Here is a 26753-nt window from a genome sequence, read left to right on the forward strand (position 1 = left end):
TTTTTGCCGTGATGACGCTCCTTGTATGCAATCAGTCATTAGATGAAGTCATGGAACTCATATGCGGATCCACCACAAGAAAAAATCACAACTAAGCGAAAATGCAGTGACCCCCGAGTCGGTTTATCGCCAGCGCCGGCAAATTGTGCAGGGGCTGGGATTGGGGCTGGGAGTGGCTGCTTTCAGTAACACCGCCAGCGCCGGATTGTTTGACTCCTTGATTGGCGGCAAGGCAGAGAAAAAGCCTGCCACAACGGCCATGGCCAACACTCAGGCTCTGTCCTTTACGCAGCCCAAAGCCTATCAGCTAGCCATTCCCCCCACCGCAGAACGGGTGGCCACCAGCTATAACAACTTTTACGAGTTTGGTGCCGACAAGTCCGACCCCGTTCGTTACGCCCAGCAATTCAAAACCCGGCCCTGGACGATCACCATCTCTGGCGAAGTCGAGAATCCGCACACCATAGACGTGTGGGCATGGCTGGAAAAACAGCAATTGGAAGAGCGTATTTATCGCCACCGCTGTGTAGAGGCCTGGTCCATGGTGATTCCCTGGCTCGGCGTGCCGTTGGCCAACATCATAAAAGCGGCCAATCCGACCTCAAAGGCCAAATATGTGGCCTTTGAAACCCTGTATGATCCCGAGCAAATGCGGGGTCAGGCCTCGCGGTTTATCGGCGGTGGCATTGATTACCCCTACGTGGAAGGGCTGCGGATGGATGAAGCCATGAACCCGTTGGCCATGTTGGCGGTGGGCATGTATGGCAAGACGCTACCGCCACAAAACGGTGCGCCGGTGCGTTTGGTCCTGCCCTGGAAGTACGGCTTCAAGGGGATCAAGTCGATTGTGCGCATTCATCTTACCGATAAACAGCCGCCGACCACCTGGAACAGGCTGGCCGCCCATGAATATGGATTTTATGCCAACGTAAATCCAGAGGTGGATCATCCGCGCTGGAGCCAGGCGAGTGAACGGGTGATTGCCGAAGGCGGACTATTTGGCAGCGAACGCCAGCCAACCCTGATGTTCAATGGTTACGAGGAAGAAGTGGCCAGCTTGTATCGGGGTATGGATTTGCGGAAGTTCTATTAATGAAGATAAGCCCCAAACAAGTCACGCTCTTGAAAGTGTTACTTCACTTGGCCGCTTGCCTGCCCCTGGTATGGCTGCCGTGGGCGTTTTCGGTCGGGCGCTTTAGCGCCGATCCCATTCCTGAATTGATTCAGTATCTGGGTGACTGGGCATTGCGGATTTTGCTGCTCAGTCTGTGTATTTCTCCGTTGGCCAAAATGCTGAAGGCGGGGGCGCTGATCAAGGTACGCCGCTTGATTGGCCTCTGGTGTTTTGCCTACGCCAGTTTGCACTTGCTGGCCTGGTTATGGCTGGACCTGCAGTTGGCCTGGGGGCTGATTGGCAGTGAAATCATCAAGCGGGGTTTTATCACCCTGGGCATGGCGTCCTGGCTGGTGCTGATGTTGCTGGCCATCACCTCTACCCAGGGCTGGCAGCGTCGGCTGGGCAGTCGCTGGCAGCGATTGCATAACTGGGTGTATCTGGCGGCCTTGTTGATCCCGATTCATTACTGGTGGGCGGTTAAATCCGGCTGGATCCAGCCGGTCATTTATCTGCTGTTGAGCCTGAGCTTGCTATGGTGGCGCCGCGACAAGCTCAAGCGTTGGTGGCGGAGTAAAATGAAAGCCCACAGCAAGAAAAAAGTGCTGCACAGCAAGGGGTAAAGCAAGCCAGACACTGAAAGCGGGGCTAGCATAGTGTTTTGCTGCCAGCTTTGTTTCTGCTCTCATATTGGACGGCATTCAGCTAAACTAGCCCCTTAACGAGCAACAAGTTTTCAAGTAGCGGCGGGGTAGTCAATGGATAATAAAGCGTGGGCATTGTGTTTTCTCGATGAAGGGGTTGCCTTGTCGGTGATCAGCCGAAAGGAAACCCGTTGCCAGTGGCTGCAGGATGAAGAACACGCTCATGAGCATTTGCTGAATGATTACCTCAGTTATGTTGCCGAGCTGGGCGAGCTGGACTCGGAACAAACCGCGATAGCCAAAGAGCGCTTTGCCTTCTTGATAGAGCAGTACCCCGACCCGGAAACCCTGGTGGAGTACCTCAACGATTTGACCGTTGGGCTGACCCGTATTCTGTGGTTTGGGCCACTGTCGGCGCTGGCCGAAGACTATGGGGATTTCCCGCTGGCGCTGCGTGCTCATTATTGGCAGGAGTACGGCGAAGGCGACGAAGATCCGGTGACGCCGGTAGTGGAAGATGACTGGATTTATCTGGTTGAGTCCATGGATGACTTCTTGCTGCAAGACGATTATTGAACTGAGCCTCTTCCAGCTGCTAACCTGTATCCATATACAGTTATGTTAAGCGCACATCATGATCCTCTATATTGCCGAAAAACCCAGCCTGGGCCGTGCCCTGGCTGATGTCTTGCCCAAACCTCAGCAAAAGGGCGACGGTTTTATTCGCCTGGGCAATGGTGATGTAGTGACCTGGTGCATTGGCCATCTGTTGGAGCAGGCGCAGCCCGACGCCTACGATCCTGCCTATAAACAGTGGCGACTCGAGCATCTGCCGATCATTCCCCATGAATGGAAGCTGGAAGCCAAACCGAAAACCCGCAGTCAGTTAACGGCGGTTAAAAAGCTGCTCAAACAAGCGACCGATATCATTCATGTTGGCGACCCGGATCGAGAAGGTCAGTTGCTGGTGGATGAAGTGATCAGCTTTTGCGCTGTGCCTGCCGCCAAGCGGGCCCGGGTGCAGCGTTGTTTAATCAGTGATCTTAACCCCGGCGCGGTAAAAAAGGCGCTGGCCAGCCTGAAGCCCAATACCGAGTTCGTCCCCTTGTCGGTATCGGCGCTGGCGCGCTCTCGAGCCGACTGGCTGTATGGCATTAACATGAGCCGGCTCTGTACCCTGCAAGGCCAGAAAATGGGCTATCAGGGGGTGTTATCTGTGGGGCGGGTGCAAACTCCGGTACTGGGGCTGGTGGTGCGACGGGATCAGGAGATTGCCGACTTTGTTGCCAAGCCGTATTACGAGGTGCTGGCCCTGCTGCAAACTGACTGTCAGGCGCAATTCAAAGCCAAATGGCAGCCCAGCGAGGCCTGTGCGCCCTGGCAGGATGAAGAAGGGCGCGTGTTGTCGCGGGCGCTGGCAGAGAATGTCATCAAGCGCATCACGGGCCAACCGGGGCGCGTGAGCAAGGCCGAGCGCAAGGTGCGCAATCAGGCGCCGCCGCTGCCTTACAACCTGTCTGCACTGCAAATTGATGCGGCGCGGCGCTTTGGCTTCAGCGCCAAACAGGTGCTGGATATCTGTCAGGTGCTGTACGAACGGCACAAGCTGCTGACCTACCCCCGTTCCGATAATCGTTATCTGCCCGCCGAGCACTTTCATCAGGCCGGTGCCGTGACGGCGGCGGTGGCAAAAACCAGTGTTGAGTTGGCGCCTGCGGTGGCCGAGGCGGATCTCTCCTTGCGCAGTAAAGCCTGGAACGATAAAAAAGTGGCAGCACACCACGCCATTATTCCTACCGCCAAAGCCATGGATGGCAGCAAGCTGTCGAGTGCCGAGCAGCACATTTATCGTTTGGTGGCTCGGCAATACCTGGCCCAGTTTTATCCGCCCTGGAGTTATGAAGACAAGCGCCTGGAGGTCGACATAGCGGGAGGCTGTTTTGTGGCCACCGCCAGGCAGACCATCAAGCCGGGCTGGAAAACACTGTTCGCCCTGCAGGATAAGCAAGCAGATGATGAAGAGGAAGAAGTGCCCACCTCACTGCCCGATCTCAAAGTGGGGGATAGCCTGCTGTGTTTGCAGGGGGAACTGCTGGATAAGCTGACGCAGCCGCCGCGTTACTTTACCGATGCCACCTTGCTGGCCGCCATGACCAATATCGCCCGCTATGTGACCGACGGTGAGCTGAAGAAGATACTGCGCGATACCGATGGTCTGGGTACAGAGGCAACCCGGGCCGGTATTATCGAGTTACTGTTCAGCCGGCAGTTTTTACGCCGCGAAGGCAAGCAAATTCGTGCCAACGAAGCGGGTAGTAAACTGATTGCCAGTTTGCCTGCATCGGCCACCACGCCGGACATGACGGCGCGCTGGGAGTCGGTACTGGACGCCATTAGTCGCAAGCAGGCTGGCTATCAGGCTTTTATGGCCGAGCTGGAAGCCTCTTTGCCACAGCTGATTGACCAGGTGGATGCCAATGCTTTTAAAGGCCTGCAAGGCGGCACCAGGCCCAAGGCCTTTCGCAAGCGAAAGCCCCGAGCCAAAACGGTGAAGCGCAAAGCATGAGCTGAAAAACTCCACATTTGCAGGCTGGAGTTGTTACGGCTTACTCCTCAGCTCCTGCGACTTAAGGTACACTGGCGCGGTATTTATTCAGGAATCATCATCATGCAGTTCACCTCGGCATCTCTCGCCCCTTATAACACCTTTGGCCTGACTCAAACCGCCGAGCAGCTGGTGCTGTTGACCGAGCGCGAGCAACTCACCCATCTATGGCAGGCCCGACAATCTGTCCAGTTACTGGTGATGGGCGAAGGCTCCAATGTGCTGTTTACCGCCCCTTTTACCGGACTGGTACTGGTTAACCGGCTGAAGGGCATCAAGGTTAGCGAAACCGAAGACGCCTGGCTGCTGCAGGTGGAAGGCGGAGAAAACTGGCATCAGCTGGTGTGCTGGAGCCTGGAACAAGGGATGCCAGGGCTGGAAAATCTGGCCTTGATCCCGGGTACGGTAGGGGCGTCTCCGATACAGAACATCGGTGCCTATGGCGTAGAGCTGGCGCAATTTTGCCAGCAAGTAGAAAGCTTCGACTGGCAAAGTGGTGAAACCCATTATTGGTCGGCGGCAGACTGTGCCTTTGGTTACCGTGACAGCGTGTTCAAACAAGGTGCGCGCCATCACCTGATCTTGAGCGTGACGCTGCGCTTGCCCAAGGCCTGGCAGCCGGTGCTGGGCTACGGCCCTTTGGCCGAACTGGGCGAGACCGCCACTGCGCAGCAAATATGCGATCGAGTCTGCGCGACCCGCCAGGCAAAACTACCGGATCCTGCGGTATTGGGAAACGCGGGCAGCTTCTTCAAAAATCCCAAGGTGGTCACGGCACAGGCCGAGGCGCTGAAGCTGGCCTGGCCGGCATTGCCGGTATTTGCCGCCGAACCGGGCTGGAGCAAGCTGGCCGCGGGCTGGATGATAGACAAGGCCGGCCTTAAAGGCACACGAGTAGGCGGAGCCGGCGTGCACACCGAGCAGGCACTGGTGCTGGTCAACCATGGTGGCGCCACCGCAGCTGACGTGCTGCGACTGGCCGCACAGGTACGCGAACGGGTAGAGCAGCTGTTTGGTGTGCGCCTGGAGCCAGAAGTGCGCATGATGGGCAGCGAGGGCGAAACCTGTCTGGACGAGGCGCTGGCATGTCTGAACTGACTCCACTGCGCCAGAAGCTGTTGACGCTGCTTGCCGATGGACTGTTTCATTCCGGTGAGCAGTTGGGCGAGCAATTGGCGGTCAGCAGAGCTGCGATAAGCAAGCATATTCAGGCGGTGAAGGCGCTGGGGCTGGAAGTTTACAGCGTCAGCGGCAGGGGCTATAAACTGGCGGTACCACTGCAGTTGCTGGATCAGGTTCGTTTAAGTCGCGAGCTGGCACCCAGTCGGGTCGATCTGATCCCTGTGATTGGCTCTACCAACCAGCATTGGATGGCCTCGCTGGCCGAGCTGAATAACGGCGATATTTGTGTGGCCGAATGTCAGACGGCGGGCCGTGGACGTCGTGGACGCCCCTGGATTTCCCCTTTCGGTGGCCAGCTGATCATGAGCATGTACTGGCGGCTGGAGCAGGGCATGGCGGCGGCCATGGGCTTGAGTCTGGTGGTTGGCATCGCCGCCGTTGAAGCACTGGAAACTCAGGGCTTTACGGGCGTAGAGCTAAAGTGGCCCAACGATCTGTATCTTAACGGCCGTAAACTGGCGGGCATTCTGGTTGAAATGTCCGGCACCGCCGGTGGCCCCTGCCAGCTGGTGATTGGCATGGGGCTGAATCTGTTACTCCCCCAGAGCGAGCAAGAGCGCATTACTCAACCCTGGGCCGAGCTGAGCGAGCTGGAGGCGGTGACTGACCGCAATGGCTTGGTGATTGCATTGAGTCAGCAGCTGCAACGCAGCCTCGAGTTATTCGAGCAGGAGGGCATAGCGGCTTTTCGCGAGCAATGGAATCGGCTGGACTACTTTAATGGCAAGCCGGTTCGGGTGCTGATGGGCGATCAGGAAATTCACGGCATTGCCCGTGGCATAGATTCTCAAGGCGCACTCTTGCTGGAATTGGAGAGCGGCAAAATCAAACGCTATTTAGGCGGCGAGATTTCATTGCGCAGTAACACCGGGGATTGGTGACTCGGGATTGGGGGTTGGTGTGTGTCCCTAATCCCTAATCCCCAATCCCGGAGTTACTTTTTCAACCACACTTGTTCGATGCCGTGCTCCATGCCCTTGGTCAGCACCAATTCTGCACGGTCCTTGGTTGGCAAAATGTTCTGCTTGAGATTCTTGTAGTTGATTTCCTGCCAGATGCGGCTGGCGGTAGCCACTGCTTCTTCTTCGGTCAGCTGGGCATAGTGGTGAAAATAAGAGTCGGGATCGGTAAAGGCGCCGGATCGTAATTTAAGGAACCGCTCCACATACCAGGTTTTCAGCAGCCGTTCGTCGGCGTCAACAAAAATGGAAAAATCCACGAAGTCCGAAACAAATACGCGATGGGGCTCGTGAGGATAATCCATACCACTTTGCAACACATTCAAGCCTTCGATGATCACGATATCCGGTTGCTCGACTACCTCTTCCTGGTTTGGTACCACATCGTAACTCAGGTGAGAGTACACAGGCGCCGTGACTCTGGGCTTGCCGGATTTAATGTCGGAGACAAACTGCACCAGCCGTCGAATATCATAAGACTGGGGAAAGCCCTTGCGTCGCATCAGGCCACGCTCTTCCAACACGGCGTTGGGGTAGAGAAAACCGTCGGTCGTGACCAAAGCCACCTTGGGATGTTGCGGCCAGCGTGCCAGCAGGGCCTCCAGAATACGGGCCGTGGTACTTTTACCCACCGCCACCGATCCGGCAATGCTGATGATATAGGGCACATGACGTGCCTCTTTGCGCAGAAACTGATCCAGTACCTTGCTGCGGCGTTGCTTGGCTTTAATGTACAGGTTGAGCAGACGAGACAGGGGCAGGTAGATGTCTCTGACTTCGGCCAGTGACACCTTATCGTTTATACCGCGCAGGCGAGTAAGCTCTGCTTCGCTCAGCGGCTGATGTACTGTATCGCGCAATTCTGACCAGGCTTCGCGAGAAAAGGCCAGATAAGGGGAGTCGTTATCTATCGTCATGGGCGTGTCCTGAGGGTCGCTTGGCGACGATACACCAAGGTGCAAAGATGAACAAGACAGCAGCCGGCCTCCTGTGACTCGGCAAAGGGAGAGGTGGCTGGTGAATGTTTGTTCAGGGATGCATAACAATAGACCTTTTTGTGTGTTTATTGTGCACTTGAGCGCGTCAATGAAAAAACTTGGGGCAAAGGTATTGCATAGAGTCGCGGCCTTGGCCTAGAATTCGCCTCGTTCTAGTGCCGGCATAGCTCAGTTGGTAGAGCAACTGACTTGTAATCAGTAGGTCCCGAGTTCGACTCTTGGTGCCGGCACCATAACATTCGGAGGAACGGCTCAGCCTTCACTGGTTCGAATCCAGTCTCCTCCACCATTTTATAAGTAACGTTGACTTGACGGTACTTAGTTTAGTACTTTGGCCTAGAGCTATAAGTATTAAGCACAACGTTTAGCGGGCATCGTATAATGGCTATTACCTCAGCCTTCCAAGCTGATGATGCGGGTTCGATTCCCGCTGCCCGCTCCAATTTGCTGATATAGCTCAGTTGGTAGAGCGCACCCTTGGTAAGGGTGAGGTCCCCAGTTCGAATCCGGGTATCAGCACCAGTTTTTCTCCTTCCTGTAAGTTCTCCAGACCTATCTAAGTATTGCCAAACGTTAAAACCCTTTCTTCGTTCATATAAACACCCATCAGACTGTTTTTAGCTGTATTTCGTCTTTTCTCTGCCTTTTTGCTTTTGATATATACTTTTCAAGTATGCGTGTGATCGCGACCACTCAACTTGTGAGAGGAATCAGCATGTCTAAGGAAAAATTCGAACGTAACAAGCCGCACGTTAATGTGGGCACCATTGGCCATGTTGACCACGGTAAAACCACGCTGACGGCAGCCATTACAACGGTGTTGGCCAAAAAAATGGGCGGCAGTGCTCGTGGCTATGATCAGATTGACAATGCTCCGGAAGAAAAAGCCCGGGGCATTACCATTTCCGCATCTCATGTCGAGTACGACACCGAAGCGCGCCACTATGCCCATGTTGATTGCCCGGGGCACGCCGACTACGTAAAAAACATGATCACCGGTGCCGCGCAGATGGATGGTGCCATTCTGGTGGTGGCCGCCACCGATGGCCCCATGCCGCAAACCCGCGAACATATCCTGTTGGCGCGCCAGGTGGGCGTGCCCTATATAGTGGTGTTCATGAACAAGTGCGACATGGTAGATGATGACGAGCTGCTTGAGCTGGTCGAAATGGAGATCCGCGAATTACTCACCGAGTACGACTTTCCCGGTGACGACACTCCGGTCATTATGGGCTCGGCCCTGAAAGGGCTGGAGGGTGACCCCAAATGGGAAGCCAAAATTCTGGAGCTGGCCGATGCGCTCGATTCTTATATTCCCGAACCCGAGCGAGCCGTTGACGGTGCTTTCTTGCTGCCGATCGAAGATGTGTTTTCCATTCAGGGTCGAGGCACGGTAGTGACCGGTCGGGTTGAGCGGGGCATCATCAAAGTAGGCGAAGAAGTTGAAATTGTCGGTATCAAGGCCACCACCAAAAGCATTTGTACCGGCGTGGAAATGTTTCGCAAATTGCTGGATGAAGGCCGTGCCGGTGAAAACGTCGGTGTCTTGCTGCGGGGTACCAAGCGTGAAGATGTAGAGCGCGGCCAGGTACTCGCCAAACCCGGTTCCATCAATCCTCATACCAGCTTCGAATCTGAAGTCTATATACTGTCGAAAGAAGAAGGCGGCCGTCATACTCCATTTTTCAGAGGCTATCGCCCCCAGTTTTATTTTCGTACCACAGATGTGACCGGCACCATAGAGTTGGCTGACGGGGTGGAAATGGTGATGCCGGGCGACAATATCCACATGGTGGTCAATCTAATAGCACCTATCGCCATGGAAGAAGGGTTGCGCTTTGCTATCCGTGAAGGGGGGCGGACCGTGGGCGCCGGCGTGGTCGCTAAAATCATCGAGTAATTACGCTTACAATCGTGCAAGAAAGCCCTTATAATGCTGGCCTTCTTGTATAGGGGCGTAGTTCCAATTGGTAGAACGGCGGTCTCCAAAACCGACGGTTGGGGGTTCGAATCCCTCCGCCCCTGCCATTTACCTCGCCTACAGCGGGGTTTTCGCGTCTGTGACAGACTCAAGCTTTTTAAACGGGTAGCTTTTATGAGTGCAAACATTGAGAGCCAGAGCGGGGCCAAAGATACCCTGTTGTGGGGGGTGGTGTTCATTATTTTGATAGCGTCCGTCGTCGCTAACTCTTTTTATAGTGAGCTGCCGGTGGCAATACGTGCTGCTGGTGTGGTCGTGGCGCTGGGCGTAGCTGCGCTGCTGGCCTATCAGACTCGCAAAGGCAAAAGCAGTGTTGCCTTTGCCAAAGAATCCCGTCTGGAAATGCGTAAAGTCGTATGGCCTAACCGCCAGGAAGCGATTCAGACAACTCTAATTGTATTGGCCGTCACCGCCTTGGTGGGCCTGTTTCTGTTTTTGCTGGATGGCTTGCTGGTATGGCTGGTCAATCTGGTTACCGGAGTATAAGGATTCACCATGTCAGAACCAGAACAAAGAATGCGTTGGTATGTGGTCCAGGCGTTTTCCGGATATGAAGGCCGCGTGTCCAAATCGTTGGTTGAACATATCAAGATGCACGGCATGGAAGATCAGTTTGGCGAAGTATTGGTGCCTACCGAAGAAGTGGTAGAAATGCGCGCTGGCCAAAAGCGTAAAAGCGAGCGCAAGTTCTTCCCGGGCTATGTGCTGGTGCAGATGCAGATGAATGATGCCACCTGGCACCTGGTGCGCAGCATTCCTCGCGTGATGGGCTTTATCGGTGGAACACCCGAGCGTCCGGCGCCGATTTCCGATAAAGAAGCCGATGCGATTCTCAATCGTCTGCAAGACGCGATTGACAAGCCAAAACCAAAAACCCTGTTCGAACCGGGCGAAGTGGTTCGTGTATCCGACGGTCCTTTCGTCGACTTCAACGGTGTGGTGGAATCGGTGGATTACGAGAAGAGCCGAGTCAAGGTGTCTGTACTCATCTTCGGTCGCTCTACTCCGGTAGAACTGGAGTTTGGTCAGGTAGAAAAATCCTGAGTAAAATTCAGTCATAAAACTTGCGAGGGGCGGCAAATAACTCTACAATTTGCCGCCCTTTTAATTCAGGGGAGCCGGTCAAGAGCTCGACTCTGCGGCGCTATCACCCAATAACGAGGTAATCTCAATGGCTAAGAAAGTCCAAGCCTACATCAAGCTGCAGGTTGCAGCCGGTGCAGCAAACCCAAGTCCTCCGGTTGGTCCAGCTCTGGGTCAGCACGGCGTTAACATCATGGAATTCTGTAAGGCGTTCAACGCTCGTACAGAAAGCCTGGAAAAAGGCTCGCCTACTCCGGTTATCATCACCGTATACAGCGACCGCTCTTTCACCTTCGAAACCAAGACGCCGCCTGCGGCATTCTTGTTGCTTAAAGCAGCTGGCGTTAAGTCTGGCTCCGGCAAGCCTAACTCCGAGAAAGTGGGTAACGTTACTCGCGCTCAGTTAGAAGAAATTGCTGAAATCAAGCAAAAAGACATGACCGGTGCCGATGTTGATGCCCGCGTTCGTTCAATCGAAGGTACTGCCCGGTCCATGGGCCTGGTAGTGGAGGGTTAAGACGATGGCTAAACTGACTAAGCGTATGCGTACTATCCGCGAGCGTGTAAACGCTGGCCAAGAGTACCAAATCAACGAAGCTGTTGCCCTGCTGCAAGAGCTGGCGACTGCCAAATTCGTAGAAAGCATTGATGTTGCCGTTAACCTGGGCATCGATGCTCGTAAATCCGATCAGAACGTACGTGGCGCCACTGTGCTGCCAAACGGTACCGGTCGTGATGTACGCGTTGCCGTATTCACTCAGGGTGCCAATGCCGAAGCCGCTAAAGAAGCTGGCGCCGAATTGGTAGGCATGGAAGATCTGGCCGAACAGATCAAGAAAGGCGAAATGAACTTCGACGTGGTTATTGCTTCTCCGGATGCAATGCGCGTTGTAGGTCAGCTGGGTCAAATCCTGGGCCCACGTGGCCTGATGCCTAACCCTAAAGTAGGTACCGTGACCCCTAACGTAGCCGAAGCAGTTAAAAATGCTAAAGCCGGTCAGATCCGCTACCGCAACGACAAAAACGGCATCATCCATACCACCATTGGTAAGGTTGATTTCAATGCCGAGAATTTGAAAGGCAACCTGGAAGCCCTGCTGGTCGCGCTGAAGCGTGCCAAGCCTGCGTCTTCCAAGGGTGTGTTCATCAAGAAAGTAACTCTGTCCACCACCATGGGTGCCGGCGTTACTGTTGAACAGGCAAGCCTGGACATTTAATAAGCGTTTACAAGGCGTGAAAACTCGCGTAGCATTTTGCGCCTTGTATTTGGTTGGGGGCTTCGACTCCCGTCCAAGACCGCTGGAGACGTTAACGTCTTAATGTTCCAGCGTAGATGGTGCCGGGACCCAGTTAGAAAATATTTTTTTCTTCTGGAATCTGTCATCTAGGTGTCTCTGATTTAACAGAGACGTGTGTTTAATCTGGGTTTTATCCCAGGTGGATCCAGGAGTTTAGCCAATGGCATTAAGACTCGAAGACAAAAAGGCAATTGTTGCTGAAGTCAACGAAGCTGCCAAGGGCGCCCTGTCTGCGGTAGTTGCCGATTCTCGTGGCGTTACCGTGGCTGCCATGACCACACTGCGTAAGCAAGCTCGTGAAAACGGTATCTACCTTAAGGTAGTGCGTAACACTTTAGCTCGCATCGCAGTGAAAGAGACCAATTATGAATGCCTGAACGAGGTATTTATTGGTCCTACCCTGATTGCGTTTTCCAACGAACACCCGGGCGCTGCTGCTCGTCTGTTCAAGGATTTTGCCAAAGAGCAAAACGCTTTCGAGGTTAAAGGTCTGGCATACGAGGGCGAATTTATCCCCGCAGCCGATATTGACCGTCTCGCAAAACTGCCGACTTACGACGAAGCAATTGCAAAGCTGATGGCAACTATGAAAGAAGCCTCTGCTGGCAAGCTGGTGCGTACCATCGCTGCCTTGCGCGACCAAAAAGAAGCCGAAGCAGCATAAGCTGTGGTTGGCTGCTTGATAATCAAACACTTCAGAACATTAGGAATTTGAGTCATGTCTATCACTAAAGACCAAATCATTGAAGCCGTTGCAGAAATGTCTGTAATGCAAGTTGTTGAACTGATCGAAGCTATGGAAGAGAAGTTCGGCGTTTCTGCTGCTGCTGCTGTTGCCGTTGCTGGCGAAGCTGCTGCTGTTGAAGAGCAGACTGAATTTGACGTTATGCTGACTGCTGCAGGCGCCAACAAGGTTTCTGTAATCAAAGCCGTACGTTCTGCTACCGGTCTTGGCCTGAAAGAAGCCAAAGGTCTGGTTGAAGCCGCTCCTTGTGCCGTTAAAGAAGCACTGAGCAAAGGCGAAGCCGAAGCGCTGAAGAAAGAACTTGAAGAAGCCGGTGCTTCTGTTGAGCTCAAATAAGCTATTCTATAGCTTAGCGGCCTGAGAAATCAGGCTAGGGCTGGTGAATCTTTATTCACCAGCCCTTTTGCGCTGTGGGATGAGAGGAATTTTCACATCGTTTGTGCCTTTCGTTGTACCAGCCATCGGATGTTGTCGAGACGTCCGATTGACAAGAAACGATGTTATTTAGAGCTGTCCCATTTGGACAGAGTGGGTCACTTATCAGCGAGCTGAGGAACCCTATGGTTTACTCTTACACAGAGAAAAAGCGCATTCGTAAGGACTTCGGTAAACGTGACCAGGTCTTGGACACGCCTTACCTGCTATCAATCCAGCTTGATTCCTTCAAACAGTTTATTGAAGCAGATCCGCAAGGCGAATACGGTTTGGAAGCGGCTTTTCGTAGCGTCTTCCCCATCGCCAGCTATTCTGGCAATGCTGAATTGCAATATGTCAGTTTCCGTTTGGGCGAGCCCGTATTTGACGTTCAGGAATGTCAAATCCGTGGTGTAACTTATTCGGCGCCCTTGCGCGTTAAATTGCGCATGGTGCTGTACGACAGAGAAGCCGCACCTGGCACTGTCAAAGACATTAAAGAGCAAGAAGTCTACATGGGCGAAATCCCGCTCATGACTGTAAACGGCACCTTTGTTATTAACGGTACCGAGCGGGTAATAGTCTCCCAGCTACATCGTAGCCCGGGTGTGTTTTTCGATCACGACCGCGGCAAGACCCACTCTTCGGGTAAGGTCTTGTACAACGCACGTGTGATCCCCTACCGTGGTTCCTGGCTCGATTTTGAGTTTGATGCGAAAGACAACCTGTTTGTTCGTATCGACCGTCGTCGCAAGCTACCCGCGTCCATTATTCTGCGTGCGCTGGAATTCAGCACCGAAGAAATTCTGGCCATGTTCTTCGAAACCACCACCTTCGAAGTGACTGATGGCAAGTTGATGATGGAGCTCAAACCTGAGCGTCTGCGTGGCGAAACTGCCTCGTTCGACATTCTGGTTGATGGTGCCGTGCTGGTTGAAACCGGCCGTCGCATCACTGCCCGCCATATCCGTCAACTGGAAAAGGCCGGCATTGATAACATTGAAGTACCGGTGGAATATGCCGTCGGTAAAGTGGTTGCCAAAGACTATGTTAACGCCGACACCGGCGAGCTGGTCATTGCAGCCAACAGCGAGCTGAGCCTGGAAATTCTGGCCAACCTGTCTGTGTCCGGCATCAAGCAGTTCGAGACCCTGTTCACCAACGAACTGGATCACGGCGCTTACATGTCTGACACGCTGCGCATCGATTCTTCTACCAACCGCCTCGAAGCGCTGGTAGAAATCTATCGCATGATGCGCCCGGGCGAGCCACCTACCCGCGAAGCCGCCGATACCCTGTTCGAGAACTTGTTCTTCTCGGAAGACCGCTACGATCTTTCTACTGTGGGCCGGATGAAGTTCAACCGTCGCCTGTTCCGTGATGAGATCCATGGTGCTGGTACCCTGACCAAGTCAGATATCGTTGACGTGATGAAGCGTTTGATCGACATCCGTAACGGTAATGACGAAGTGGACGATATCGACCACTTGGGTAACCGTCGTATTCGCTCCGTGGGCGAAATGGCGGAAAACCAGTTCCGTGTTGGTCTGGTTCGCGTCGAGCGCGCAGTAAGAGAGCGTCTGTCATTGGGCGATCTGGACACCCTGATGCCTCAGGATTTGATCAACGCCAAGCCGATTTCGGCGGCGGTGAAAGAGTTCTTTGGTTCCAGCCAGCTGTCCCAGTTTATGGATCAGAACAACCCGCTGTCGGAAGTGACCCACAAGCGTCGTATCTCGGCTCTGGGCCCGGGCGGTCTGACCCGTGAACGTGCCGGCTTTGAGGTTCGAGATGTACACCCGACCCACTACGGTCGTCTGTGTCCTATCGAAACGCCGGAAGGTCCGAACATCGGTCTGATCAACTCCCTGGCGTGCTACTCGCGCACCAACGAATACGGTTTCCTCGAGACGCCGTATCGTAAAGTGGTCGACAGTGTCATTACCGATGAAGTGGATTATTTGTCCGCCATCGAAGAAGGTCACTTCGTGATCGCCCAGGCGAATGCTGCCACCGATGAAGACGGCCGTTTGCTGGATGAACTGGTACCGTCTCGTCATAAAGGTGAAGCCACCTATATGAACGCCGATCAGGTGCAGTACATGGACGTGAGTCCACAGCAGGTTATCTCTGTTGCTGCTTCCCTGATTCCGTTCCTCGAACACGATGATGCTAACCGAGCCCTGATGGGTTCGAACATGCAACGTCAGGCCGTTCCTACCCTGCGTGCCGACAAGCCGCTGGTAGGTACCGGTATTGAGCGCGCGGTTGCGGTTGACTCCGGTGTAACCGTGGTTGCCAAGCGTGGCGGTATCGTCGACTACGCCGATGCCTCGCGCATCGTGGTCAAGGTTAACGAAGAAGAGATGACGCCTGGCGAAGCCGGTATCGACATCTACAACCTGACCAAGTACACCCGTTCCAACCAGAACACCTGTATCAACCAGCGTCCTTGTGTGATGCCGGGCGAGCGGGTACTGGGCGGTGACGTACTGGCCGATGGTCCTTCGACCGACCTGGGTGAATTGGCTCTGGGTCAAAACCTGCGCGTGGCCTTCATGCCATGGAACGGTTACAACTTCGAAGATTCCATCTTGTTGAATGAGCGTCTGGTAGAGCAAGATCGCCTGACCACCATTCACATTCAGGAGCTGACCTGTATCTCTCGTGATACCAAGCTGGGCCCTGAAGAAATCACTGCCGATATCCCCAACGTGGGTGAAGCGGCACTGAGCAAACTGGATGAATCCGGTATCGTCTATGTGGGTGCCGAAATGGAACCCGGCGATATCCTGGTCGGCAAGGTAACCCCCAAGGGTGAAAGCCAGCTGACTCCCGAGGAGAAGCTGCTGCGAGCCATCTTCGGTGAAAAAGCGTCAGACGTGAAAGATTCGTCACTGCGGGTGCCAAACTCCGTATACGGTACCGTTATCGACGTTCAGGTCTTTACCCGCGATGGCGTGGAAAAAGACAAACGTGCTCAGGACATCGAGCACATGCAGCTCAAGCAGGCCAAGAAAGACTTGACCGAAGAGTTCAGCATTCTCGAAGACGGCGTATACGCCCGTGCTCGCAATGTGCTGATCGCCTCCGGTATGAGTGCCGAGCAAGTTGCCAAGATTGCCCGTAACCAGTTGCTGGAACAGGCGATTGACGACGAAGCCAAGCAAATCGAGCTGGAGCAGTTAGCCGAGCAGCAGGCCGAGCTGAAAGCCGACTTCGACAAGAAGTTCGAGAACAAGCGTCGCAAGATCACCCAGGGTGATGACCTGGCACCGGGCGTACTGAAAATCGTCAAGGTGTATCTGGCGGTGAAGCGTCGCATTCAGCCTGGTGACAAGATGGCCGGCCGTCACGGTAACAAGGGTGTTATCTCTACCATAGTACCGGTAGAAGACATGCCACATGACGAGCATGGTGTACCGGTAGACATGGTATTGAACCCACTGGGTGTACCGTCGCGGATGAACATCGGTCAGATCCTCGAAACGCACCTGGGGCTTGCGGCCAAGGGGCTGGGCGAGAAACTTGATCGCATGATCAAAGAGCAGCAAGAACTGGCTCGCATACGTGGCTTCATTCAGGAAGTGTATGACCTGGGTGACGGCATTCGTCAGAAAGTAGACTTGTCTACCTTCAGCGATGACGAAGTACGCGTACTGGCCAACAACCTGCGGCAGGGTATGCCAATTGCCACGCCGGCGTTTGATGGTGCCGATGAGCACGAAATCAAGCGTTTGCTGAAATTGGCTGATCTGCCGGAATCCGGCCAGATCACCCTGTTCGACGGCCGTACCGGTAACTCGTTTGAGCGTCCGGTAACCGTGGGCTATATGTACATGCTGAAGTTGAACCACTTGGTGGACGACAAGATGCATGCCCGTTCTACTGGCTCCTACAGTCTGGTTACCCAGCAGCCGCTGGGTGGTAAAGCCCAGTTCGGTGGCCAGCGTTTCGGTGAGATGGAAGTGTGGGCACTGGAAGCATACGGTGCCGCCTATACCTTGCAGGAAATGCTGACCGTCAAGTCGGATGATGTTAACGGTCGTACCAAGATGTATAAAAACATCGTCGATGGCGACCACCGTATGGAGCCGGGCATGCCCGAGTCTTTCAACGTACTGTTGAAAGAAATTCGCTCCCTCGGTATCAACATCGAGCTGGACGAAAGTTAAGGCACAGACTGCCTGAGAAATAACGGCGCCCCCTTTCCCTTGAAATGGGGCGCCTAGGTAGAACTCCTCACAGGAGACTAACGTGAAAGACTTACTTAAGTTTTTGAAAGCGCAGAATAAGACAGAAGAGTTTGATGGGATCAAAATCGGTCTGGCCTCCCCAGACATGATCCGCTCTTGGTCCTATGGCGAAGTCAAGAAGCCTGAGACCATCAACTACCGTACCTTCAAGCCGGAGCGTGACGGTCTTTTCTGTGCCCGGATTTTTGGTCCGGTCAAGGACTATGAGTGTCTGTGTGGTAAGTACAAACGCCTTAAGCACCGTGGTGTAATCTGCGAGAAGTGCGGCGTTGAAGTTACCCAGACCAAGGTGCGCCGCGAGCGCATGGGACACATTGAACTGGCCAGCCCAGTTGCCCATATTTGGTTTTTGAAGTCTCTGCCTAGCCGCATTGGTTTGTTGCTGGACATGACACTGCGCGATATCGAGCGCGTGCTGTACTTCGAATCCTTCGTGGTTATCGAGGCCGGCATGACCAGCCTGGAGCGCGGTCAGATGCTGTCTGAAGAACAGTATCTGGATGCGCTGGAAGAATGGGGCGATGAATTTGACGCCAAGATGGGTGCCGAAGCGGTACTGTCTTTGCTGCGCGCCATCGACCTGGAAAGCGAAATTGAAGTGATGCGCGAAGAGCTGGGCCAAACCAACTCCGAAACCAAGCGCAAGAAAATCACCAAACGTTTCAAGCTGATGGAAGCCTTCTTCGGCTCAGGCAACAAGCCCGAGTGGATGGTGTTGACCGTATTGCCTGTGCTGCCACCGGACCTGCGTCCTCTGGTACCGCTGGACGGCGGCCGTTTCGCGACTTCTGATCTGAACGATTTGTATCGTCGCGTTATCAACCGTAACAACCGTCTGAAGCGTCTGCTGGATCTGGCCGCGCCCGATATTATCGTGCGTAACGAAAAGCGTATGCTGCAGGAATCTGTGGATGCGCTGCTGGATAACGGCCGTCGTGGCCGAGCCATTACCGGATCCAACAAGCGCCCGCTGAAATCCCTGGCCGACATGATCAAGGGTAAGCAGGGTCGTTTCCGTCAGAACTTGCTCGGTAAGCGCGTGGACTACTCCGGTCGTTCCGTTATTACCGTAGGCCCGACGCTGCGTCTGCATCAGTGCGGCCTGCCGAAGAAGATGGCACTCGAGCTGTTCAAGCCGTTCATCTATGGCAAGCTGGAAGCACGTGGCCTGGCCACTACCATCAAAGCCGCCAAGAAAATGGTTGAGCGCGAAGAAGCGGTTGTTTGGGATATCCTGGACGACGTGATCCGCGAGCACCCGGTACTGCTTAACCGTGCACCTACCCTGCACCGTCTGGGTATCCAGGCGTTCGAGCCGGTACTGATTGAAGGTAAAGCGATTCAGTTGCACCCCTTGGTGTGTGCGGCCTATAACGCCGACTTCGATGGTGACCAGATGGCGGTACACGTACCGCTGACCATAGAAGCACAGCTTGAAGCTCGTGCGCTTATGATGTCGACCAACAACATACTGTCACCGGCCAACGGCGAACCTATCATAGTTCCTTCACAGGACGTGGTACTGGGTCTGTATTACATGACCCGCGACAAGATCAACGCCAAAGGCGAAGGCATGTTGCTGACCAGCGCCAAAGAGGCGGAAAAGGTCTATCGTGCCGGCCATGCCGAATTGCATGCCAAGGTTAAAGTTCGGATCACCGACTTTGAACGCATGGAAGACGGCAGCGAAGTGGAAACCACGGCTATCCGTGATACCACTATCGGTCGCGCCATTCTGAGCCTGGTTGTGCCAAAAGGTCTGCCGTTCAGCATGATCGATCAGGCCATGGGCAAGAAGCAGATCTCCAAGTTGCTGAACGGCTGTTATCGCCGTCTGGGCTTGAAAGATTCGGTTATCTTTGCTGACCAACTGATGTATACCGGTTTCCAGTACGCCACTCTGTCTGGTGTTTCTGTCGGTATCAACGACATGGTTATTCCGGATGCCAAGAAGCACATCATCGAAGAAGCGGAAGCCGAAGTTTCTGAAATCCAGGAGCAATTCCAGTCTGGTCTGGTGACTGCCGGTGAGCGTTACAACAAGGTTATCGATATCTGGGCCAGCGCCAACGAGCGTGTATCCAAGGCGATGATGGAAAACCTGTCGAAAGACAAGGTGATTGACGCCGAAGGTAATGAAGTGCTGCAGGATTCGTTCAACAGCATCTTTATGATGGCCGATTCCGGCGCTCGTGGTAGTGCCGCCCAGATCCGTCAGTTGGCGGGTATGCGTGGTCTGATGGCCAAGCCGGATGGCTCCATCATCGAAACGCCGATTATTGCGAACTTCCGTGAAGGCTTGAACGTACTCCAGTACTTCAACTCCACTCACGGTGCTCGTAAAGGTCTGGCGGATACCGCACTGAAAACCGCAAACTCCGGTTATCTGACCCGTCGTCTGGTTGACGTGGCACAGGATCTGGTGATTACGGCCGACGACTGCGGCACCTTTGATGGCTTGTGGATCACTTCCCTGATTGAAGGCGGCGACGTTGTTGAGCCATTGCGCGAGCGCGTACTGGGTCGTGTGGTTGCCGAAGACGTGATTCGCCCAGGCACCGACAACGAAATTCTGGTTGCCCGTAACACCCTGCTCGACGAGAAGTGGTGTGACGAGCTGGAAGAGAGCTCGGTTGACCGCATCAAGGTGCGCTCCGTTATCTCTTGTGATAACGACCACGGTGTATGTGCCCATTGTTATGGCCGTGATCTGGCCCGTGGCCACCTGGTAAACCAGGGCGAAGCAGTCGGTGTTATCGCTGCCCAGTCTATCGGTGAGCCGGGTACCCAGCTGACCATGCGTACCTTCCACATCGGTGGTGCGGCATCACGAGCGGCAGCAGAAAACAGCATCCAGGTGAAAAACGCCGGTGCCCTGAAACTGCAAAACGCCAAGTTCGTTACCAATGCCGATGGCAAGACCGTTATCGTATCGCGTTCTTCCGAGCTGACCATTATCGATGAGATGGGTCAAACTCGTGAAAACCACAAGCTGCCTTACGGTGCCTTGCTGGACAAAGCGGACGGTGAGCAGGTTCAAGTTGGCCAAATCGTGGCAACCTGGGACCCGCACACTCACCCGATCGTCACCGAAGTGGCGGGACACGTTAAGTTTATCGACATGATTGATGGCGTGACCATCAGCCGTCAAACCGACGAACTGACTGGCCTGTCCAGCATAGTGGTGATGGACGTGAACGAGCGTCCGGCTTCTGGTAAAGATTTGCGTCCTACCGTCAAGTTGATCGACGACCACGGTAACGATGTATTCATCCCGGGTACCGACCTGTCTGCCCTGTACTTCTTGCCTGGCCGCGCGATTGTGAGCCTGGAAGATGGTGCCGTGGTAAACGTGGGTGACGCGGTTGCGCGTATTCCACAGGAATCCAGTGGTACCAAGGATATTACCGGTGGTCTGCCACGGGTTGCCGACTTGTTTGAAGCTCGTCAGCCGAAAGAGCCGGCCATTCTGGCGGAAATTTCGGGCACCATTTCCTTCGGTAAAGAGACCAAGGGCAAGCGCCGTTTGGTGATCACGCCGTTGGATGGTAACAATGCCTACGAAGAGATGATCCACAAGTGGCGTCATCTGAACGTGTTCGAAGGTGAGAAGGTCGAAAAAGGCGAAGTTCTGGCCGACGGTCCCGAGTCACCACACGATATTCTGCGTTTGCGTGGCATCAGCCCCGTAGCCAACTATATCGTGAACGAAGTGCAAGAGGTTTACCGCTTGCAGGGCGTTAAGATCAACGACAAGCACATTGAAACCATCGTACGTCAGATGCTGCGTCGTGCCGAAATTATGGATTCGGGTGATTCCGATTTCATTACCGGCGAGCAAGCGGAAGTGGTACGTATCCGCCAGGCCAACCGCGCGTTGGAAGCGGCCGGCAAGCAGCCTGTTGCTTACCGTCATGTGCTGATGGGTATTACCAAGGCCTCGTTGAGCACCGAATCTTTCATCTCGGCGGCGTCCTTCCAGGAAACCACTCGAGTACTGACCGAAGCAGCCGTCTCCGGCAAGGTAGACGATTTGCGCGGTCTGAAAGAAAACGTAATTGTCGGCCGTCTGGTTCCGGCAGGTACGGGTTTTGCTTACCATCAGGCACGCAATGCCAAGCGTAACCCAGAGCAGCAAGTGACTGTATCGGCAGATGAAGCCGAGCAGAACCTGGCTAATCTGTTGAACGCAGCTGGTAGTAACGAATAACGATTATCTCGACTCGCTGATAAGACAAGGGCTCCCGCAAGGGGGCCTTTTTTTTGGCTGCGCGGTAAAGTGCGAAGCGTAAAGAGTGAAGGGGACGAAATAGCAAGCAGCCGAAAACCTGGGGTACGCTTTACGCCGTCCGTTAAAGAAAAACATGTCTTTTGTAGCCGCCGCGACCGCTGCGAAATACTGCGCAGCAGGATAGCTGTTGTTAATGATAGTGGATCGCGTAAAGCGTATGACGTACAGCTTTTCTTGCTGCCTTATTCATTAAAGGCATAAATAATCCTTTCTTATTCTTTCTTGTTGCACTCAACCTCGCTTAAGCTATATGCATCTGGAAAAGTGGAAGTGAATGTCATGCTGTTAAAAGAACTCGCGGCGTCTGCCAGCCCGCTGAACGAACAACAAGTCCATAAGCTTACTCAGGTGGCAGCCGAGTTAAGTGCGACTCAGCTGGCCTGGGTGAGCGGTTATTTTTACGGCATCAGCCAGCAGGCCGGTGGCATTGCTGCCCCCGCTTTGGCGGCGAATGCTCAGCCCGCGGGTAAGCTGACCATTATTTATGCTTCGCAAACCGGTAATGCCAAAGGGGTTGCCGAGGCATTGCAGGCCAAAGCCAGCGCCAATGGTGTGGCGGTGGCGCTGTACAATGCCGCTGACTACAAGGTCAAGCAGCTTAAAAAAGAAACCCATGTATTGCTGGTTGCCAGTACCAATGGCGAGGGCGAAGCCCCCGACGATGCCATCGAGTTTCATAAACAGCTGAAAGCCGGTAAGGCCGGCAAGCTCGAGGGTCTCAATTATGGCGTGATTGGCCTGGGTGACTCTTCTTATGAATTCTATTGCCAGACCGGCAAAGACTTCGATGAATACTTGAGCAAGGCCGGTGCCAAGCCACTGTTGGGCCGCCTGGACGCCGACGTTGACTACGACGCGGTATGCGAAAACTGGAGTGAAGAAGCCGTCGCGCTGGTGAAAGAGGCCCTAAAATCCGATGCTGCCAATGAAGTGGCGCCTGTGGTCCCCCTGACGCACGGCGCGACCAGCCTCTATAACAAGAAGCATCCGTTTACCGCCGAGCTGCTGACCAACCAGGCGATCACCGGTCGAGATTCCGACCGCGACGTACGCCACTTCGAAATTTCACTGGAAGGCTCGGATCTGACGTATCAGCCGGGTGATGCCCTGGGTGTCTGGTTCAGCAATGACGAACAACTGGTGGATGCCCTGTTGGCCCAGACCGGCGTGGATGCCAGCAGCGAAGTGATCGTTGATGAGCAGAGTCTGACGATTCGTGAAGCCTTGATTCATCATTATGAACTGACCCAGGGTTACGCCAGCTTTGTGCAGGCCTATTCGGAACTGACCGATGCCGCCAAACTGCGCGCTCTGGTCGACGACAAGGCGGCATTGCGTGAATACTGTGCCAATCACCAAATCCTGGATATTGCGCGCGAACAGCAAGGGCAGCTGACTGCCGAGCAGCTGCAAGCCAGCCTGCGCCGCCTGACGCCGCGTTTGTATTCCATTGCCTCGGCCCAGTCGGAAGTGGAAGAAGAAGTGCATCTGACCGTGGGTGTGGTGCGTTTCGACCAGGATGGCGAAGCCCGTAACGGCGGCGCCTCTTCCTATCTGGCCGACCGGCTGGAAGAAGGCGGCAAGGTACGGGTGTTTGTAGAGCATAACGACAACTTCCGCCTGCCAGCCAATGACGATACGCCGGTGATCATGGTGGGTCCTGGCACCGGCATAGCGCCGTTCCGCGCCTTCTTGCAAGAGCGGGATGCCCGCGATGCCAGCGGCAAAAACTGGTTGTTCTTCGGTAACCCGCATTTCACTCAGGATTTCCTGTATCAGCTGGAGTGGCAGCGCTATGTGAAATCCGGCTTGCTGAACAAGATTTCGCTGGCCTTCAGCCGTGACCAGCAAGAAAAGGTCTATGTGCAGCACAAGTTGCGCGAACAGGGTGGCGAGGTGTACGCCTGGCTGGAGCAGGGTGCCCATTTCTATGTGTGTGGCGATGCCAACAAGATGGCCAAAGACGTACACCAGGCACTGATTGAGCTGGTGGCCGAGCACGGCAACAAGAGCCGCGAACAGGCTGAAGACTATGTAGATGCGCTGCGCGCAGCCAAGCGTTACCAGAGGGATGTATACTAATGAGCGAGCAAAAGCTGTCCGATAACGAACGCATGAAGGGCGAAAGTAACTTTCTGCGCGGCACCATAGAGCAAGACTTGCAGGATGAACTGACCGGTGGTTTTACCGGCGACAACTTTCAGCTGATCCGCGTACATGGCATGTATCAGCAAGATGACCGCGATATTCGCAACGAACGTACCGCCCAAAAGCTGGAGCCGCTGCATAACGTGATGCTGCGTGCCCGCTTGCCCGGCGGTATCATCAAGCCCGAACAGTGGCTGGTAATCGACAAGTTTGCCGAAGAAAGCAGCATCTATGGCAGCATCCGCCTGACCACCCGTCAGACCTTCCAGTTTCACGGTGTGCTCAAGCGCGACATCAAGCACATGCACCAGACCCTGAACAGCACCGGCATCGACTCTATCGCCACCGCCGGTGACGTGAATCGTAATGTGCTGTGTACCAGTAACCCGGTTGAGTCTGAGTTGCATCAGGAAGCCTACGAATGGGCGAAGAAAATATCCGAGCACCTGCTGCCCAAGACCCGAGCCTATCTGGAAATCTGGCTCGATGGTGAACGTCTGGACACTCCGGACGAAGAGCCGATTCTGGGGGCCACTTACCTGCCGCGTAAATTCAAGACCACGGTAGTAGTGCCCCCCCATAACGATGTGGATGTGCACGCCAACGATTTGAACTTTATTGCCATTGCCGAAGCCGGCAAGTTAATCGGCTTTAACGTGCTGGTAGGCGGTGGCCTGGCCATGACCCATGGTGATACCGCCACTTATCCGCGCAAAGCCACGGATTTTGGCTTTATTCCGCTGTCGCATACCATTGCCATCGCCGAGGCGGTGGTGACCACCCAGCGTGATATGGGTAACCGGGTCGAGCGTAAGAACGCCAAAACCAAATACACCCTGGAGCGGGTGGGCGTAGAGGTCTTCAAGGCCGAAGTAGAAAAACGTGCCGGTATCGCCTTTGCCGAGACTCGTCCTTATGAATTCACCAGCCGTGGCGATCGTTTTGGTTGGGTTGAGGGCATAGACGGTAAACAGCATCTGACCCTGTTCATCGAAAACGGTCGTATTCTGGACTATCCCGGCAAGCCTCTGAAAACCGGCATGCGTGAAATTGCCAAGATCCATCAGGGTGATTTCCGTTTAACGGCCAACCAGAACCTGATTATTGCCGGTGTCTCTGCCAGCGACAAGGCGCAGATAGAGCAGCTGGCGCGTCAACACGGTTTGTTGGAAGACTCGACATCCGAGCAGCGTAAAAGCTCCATGGCCTGTGTGGCACTGCCAACCTGCCCGCTGGCGATGGCGGAGTCGGAGCGGGTGTTACCTGAGTATGTAACCCAGTTGGAAGGGTATCTGGCCAAGCACAACATCAGCGATGACAACATCATCTTCCGGGTCACCGGCTGCCCCAACGGCTGTGGTCGCGCCATGCTGGCGGAAATAGGTTTGGTCGGCAAGGCGCCGGGTCGCTATAACCTGCACCTGGGCGGTAACCGCGAAGGCACGCGTATTCCGCGCATGTACAAAGAAAACATTACCGACACACAAATCATGCAGGAACTCGACGAGCTGATTGGTCGTTGGTCCGCCGAGCGCAATAGTGGTGAAGGCTTTGGTGATTTTGTGATCCGTGCCGGTATTATCGCCCCCGTTATTGATTCAGCGAGGGATTTTTATGCAGTCTAGCTTGCTACCCAGTCTGCAAGAGCTGCACTCGCTGTCGCGCGAAGATCAAGCGGAGGCTCTGGCCCCGCTTAATCAAGAACTGATCGCCATGAGCGCACCCGAGAGGGTGCGTTGGGCAATGGAGAATTTGCCAGGCGAGCCTGTGCTGTCATCCAGTTTTGGTATTCAGGCGGCGGTCATGCTGCACCTGGTGACCCAGGAAAAAGCCGACATTCCGGTGATTTTGACCGACACCGGCTATCTGTTTCCCGAAACCTATCGCTTTATCGATGAATTGACCGAGCGACTGGGGCTTAACCTCAAGGTGTATCAAGCCAGCCGCTCAGCCGCCTGGCAAGAAGCACGCTATGGCAAGTTGTGGGAGCAGGGCGTCGAGGGCATCAGTCGCTATAACCAGATTAACAAGGTTGAGCCAATGCAGCGGGCGCTGCGTGATTTGCAGGCCAGTACCTGGTTTTCGGGGTTGCGTCGCAGCCAGTCTGAAACCCGGGACAAACTGGATGTGCTTGGCCTGCAAGGCGGCCGCTTCAAGTTCCTGCCGATCATCGACTGGAGCAACAAAGACGTGCACTATTATCTCAAGCAGTTCGATTTGCCGTATCATCCCCTGTGGGAGCTGGGTTATGTCTCGGTTGGTGACGTGCAAACGACGGCCAAGTGGGAACCCGGCATGTCTGAGGCCGACACCCGTTTCTTTGGTATGAAGCGCGAGTGTGGCCTTCATGAATCGCAGGAAGCCGACGGCAGTGGTATTTAATCGCTACGGCTCCTGATAAGGATAGCGCATGCGAGTACAGGAGATAATGACACGGCGTATTGCCACCATTCATCAGGACGATCGGTTGCAGTTGGTGCATGATATTTTTGCTCAGGCGCCGTTTCGTCATTTGTTGGTACTGAATGGTCAGGAGCAGCTGTGTGGCATCATCAGCCATGCGGACATGACGGCGGCACTCAGTCCTTATTTAGGAACCGATGCCGAGGTGGAGCGCGACCGAGAGACGTTGCAACGACGTGCCCATCAAGTGATGAGCCGTAATCTGGTCACCATTACCGGTGCCGCCACACTGGAAAGTGCCGCTCGCATCATGCTGGAGCACAACATAGGTTGTTTGCCTGTGGTCGAGCAGGGCAGGCTGGAAGGCCTGGTGTCGTGGAAGGATCTGTTGCGCCAGTTTATTGCTAAAATACCGCAGTAAGTCTTTCAGTAACAGAAAACGGCTTTTGTATCGCTTCAACATACCGGCTTTTCTCCGGTATGTTTCATGACTCTGGCTGGCGGTCGGCTGGCCATTGATTCTCAGCCAGGCGCTTAGCGTCACCCTTACCCATTCTTGTCCTTTATTCCTAAAGTGAATAAAAAATCATCTTTCATTCTTTTGAGATCTACATTGGCTCCCTTATAGTAGT

20 protein-coding genes and 4 tRNA genes are annotated in these 26753 nt (G+C 54.4%); 23 read left to right on the top strand and 1 reads right to left on the bottom strand.

Translation table 11 applies throughout. The annotated features are described in order from the left end of the window. The first annotated feature begins 61 nt into the window (after positions 1-61). From msrP to birA, 6 genes are all read left to right on the top strand, one after another. Complete coding sequence (msrP, locus tag IEW52_RS06540) at positions 62-1093, top strand: protein-methionine-sulfoxide reductase catalytic subunit MsrP (protein ID WP_188629269.1); 1032 nt, start codon at positions 62-64, stop codon at positions 1091-1093. After that, positions 1093-1737 (top strand): protein-methionine-sulfoxide reductase heme-binding subunit MsrQ, encoded by a 645-nt coding sequence (gene msrQ / locus IEW52_RS06545; protein ID WP_188629270.1) that lies wholly within the window; start codon positions 1093-1095, stop codon positions 1735-1737. Before msrP ends, msrQ begins: the two co-directional genes overlap by 1 nt. A gap of 135 nt (positions 1738-1872) precedes the next feature. Further along, positions 1873-2334 carry a hypothetical protein gene (locus IEW52_RS06550; RefSeq protein ID WP_188629271.1) on the top strand — a complete coding sequence of 154 codons (462 nt, stop codon included), beginning with the start codon at positions 1873-1875 and terminating at the stop codon, positions 2332-2334. A gap of 58 nt (positions 2335-2392) precedes the next feature. Further along, positions 2393-4324, top strand: a complete 1932-nt coding sequence (locus IEW52_RS06555; protein WP_188629272.1) for a DNA topoisomerase III — start codon at positions 2393-2395, stop codon at positions 4322-4324. A 102-nt stretch (positions 4325-4426) separates the two neighbouring features. Beyond that, on the top strand, positions 4427-5461 hold the full coding sequence (murB, locus tag IEW52_RS06560) for a UDP-N-acetylmuramate dehydrogenase (RefSeq protein WP_188629273.1): 1035 nt from the start codon (positions 4427-4429) through the stop codon (positions 5459-5461). Further along, positions 5449-6426: a bifunctional biotin--[acetyl-CoA-carboxylase] ligase/biotin operon repressor BirA gene (gene birA / locus IEW52_RS06565; RefSeq protein ID WP_188629274.1), complete on the top strand. Its 978-nt coding sequence runs from the start codon at positions 5449-5451 to the stop codon at positions 6424-6426. Before murB ends, birA begins: the two co-directional genes overlap by 13 nt. Positions 6427-6479: 53 nt before the next feature. On the opposite strand, the gene coaA is transcribed toward birA, so the two are convergent. Next, complete coding sequence (coaA, locus tag IEW52_RS06570) at positions 6480-7421, bottom strand: type I pantothenate kinase (protein WP_188629275.1); 942 nt, start codon at positions 7419-7421, stop codon at positions 6480-6482. 238 nt (positions 7422-7659) lie between these two features. Here coaA and IEW52_RS06575 point away from each other — a divergent pair. The 17 genes from IEW52_RS06575 (at position 7660) to IEW52_RS06655 (ending at position 26542) form a co-directional block, all read left to right on the top strand. Continuing rightward, positions 7660-7735: transfer RNA gene (locus IEW52_RS06575), tRNA-Thr, on the top strand. 134 nt (positions 7736-7869) lie between these two features. Next, positions 7870-7944 (top strand) — tRNA-Gly (locus tag IEW52_RS06580). 4 nt (positions 7945-7948) lie between these two features. Continuing rightward, positions 7949-8024 (top strand) — tRNA-Thr (locus tag IEW52_RS06585). 193 nt (positions 8025-8217) lie between these two features. After that, on the top strand, positions 8218-9402 hold the full coding sequence (gene tuf, locus IEW52_RS06590) for an elongation factor Tu (protein WP_188629276.1): 1185 nt from the start codon (positions 8218-8220) through the stop codon (positions 9400-9402). A 51-nt stretch (positions 9403-9453) separates the two neighbouring features. Beyond that, positions 9454-9530: transfer RNA gene (locus IEW52_RS06595), tRNA-Trp, on the top strand. A gap of 67 nt (positions 9531-9597) precedes the next feature. Further along, positions 9598-9969: a preprotein translocase subunit SecE gene (gene secE, locus IEW52_RS06600; RefSeq protein ID WP_188629277.1), complete on the top strand. Its 372-nt coding sequence runs from the start codon at positions 9598-9600 to the stop codon at positions 9967-9969. Between the two features lie 9 nt (positions 9970-9978). Then, complete coding sequence (gene nusG / locus IEW52_RS06605) at positions 9979-10527, top strand: transcription termination/antitermination protein NusG (protein WP_188629278.1); 549 nt, start codon at positions 9979-9981, stop codon at positions 10525-10527. Positions 10528-10654: 127 nt separating this feature from the next. Next, a complete protein-coding gene (gene rplK / locus IEW52_RS06610; protein WP_188629279.1) occupies positions 10655-11083 on the top strand; it encodes a 50S ribosomal protein L11 in 429 nt (142 codons plus the stop codon). 4 nt (positions 11084-11087) lie between these two features. Beyond that, positions 11088-11783 (top strand): 50S ribosomal protein L1, encoded by a 696-nt coding sequence (rplA, locus tag IEW52_RS06615; protein ID WP_188629280.1) that lies wholly within the window; start codon positions 11088-11090, stop codon positions 11781-11783. Positions 11784-12024: 241 nt separating this feature from the next. Further along, positions 12025-12528, top strand: a complete 504-nt coding sequence (gene rplJ, locus IEW52_RS06620) for a 50S ribosomal protein L10 (RefSeq protein WP_188629281.1) — start codon at positions 12025-12027, stop codon at positions 12526-12528. A gap of 54 nt (positions 12529-12582) precedes the next feature. Continuing rightward, on the top strand, positions 12583-12945 hold the full coding sequence (rplL, locus tag IEW52_RS06625; protein ID WP_188629282.1) for a 50S ribosomal protein L7/L12: 363 nt from the start codon (positions 12583-12585) through the stop codon (positions 12943-12945). A gap of 224 nt (positions 12946-13169) precedes the next feature. After that, a complete protein-coding gene (gene rpoB, locus IEW52_RS06630) occupies positions 13170-17198 on the top strand; it encodes a DNA-directed RNA polymerase subunit beta (protein WP_188629283.1) in 4029 nt (1342 codons plus the stop codon). A gap of 82 nt (positions 17199-17280) precedes the next feature. Beyond that, a complete protein-coding gene (rpoC, locus tag IEW52_RS06635) occupies positions 17281-21489 on the top strand; it encodes a DNA-directed RNA polymerase subunit beta' (protein WP_188629284.1) in 4209 nt (1402 codons plus the stop codon). A 360-nt stretch (positions 21490-21849) separates the two neighbouring features. After that, the gene (locus IEW52_RS06640) at positions 21850-23652 is read left to right on the top strand and encodes an assimilatory sulfite reductase (NADPH) flavoprotein subunit (protein WP_188629285.1); all 1803 of its coding nucleotides are present in this window, start codon (positions 21850-21852) and stop codon (positions 23650-23652) included. Further along, positions 23652-25343: an assimilatory sulfite reductase (NADPH) hemoprotein subunit gene (cysI, locus tag IEW52_RS06645; protein ID WP_188629286.1), complete on the top strand. Its 1692-nt coding sequence runs from the start codon at positions 23652-23654 to the stop codon at positions 25341-25343. Before IEW52_RS06640 ends, cysI begins: the two co-directional genes overlap by 1 nt. Continuing rightward, positions 25333-26100 carry a phosphoadenylyl-sulfate reductase gene (locus tag IEW52_RS06650; RefSeq protein ID WP_188629287.1) on the top strand — a complete coding sequence of 256 codons (768 nt, stop codon included), beginning with the start codon at positions 25333-25335 and terminating at the stop codon, positions 26098-26100. Before cysI ends, IEW52_RS06650 begins: the two co-directional genes overlap by 11 nt. A gap of 28 nt (positions 26101-26128) precedes the next feature. Then, complete coding sequence (locus IEW52_RS06655) at positions 26129-26542, top strand: CBS domain-containing protein (RefSeq protein WP_188629288.1); 414 nt, start codon at positions 26129-26131, stop codon at positions 26540-26542. Positions 26543-26753: the final 211 nt, after the last annotated feature.

Source organism: Oceanisphaera marina, from assembly GCF_014643915.1.
GTDB classification, from domain to species: domain Bacteria; phylum Pseudomonadota; class Gammaproteobacteria; order Enterobacterales; family Aeromonadaceae; genus Oceanimonas; species Oceanimonas marina.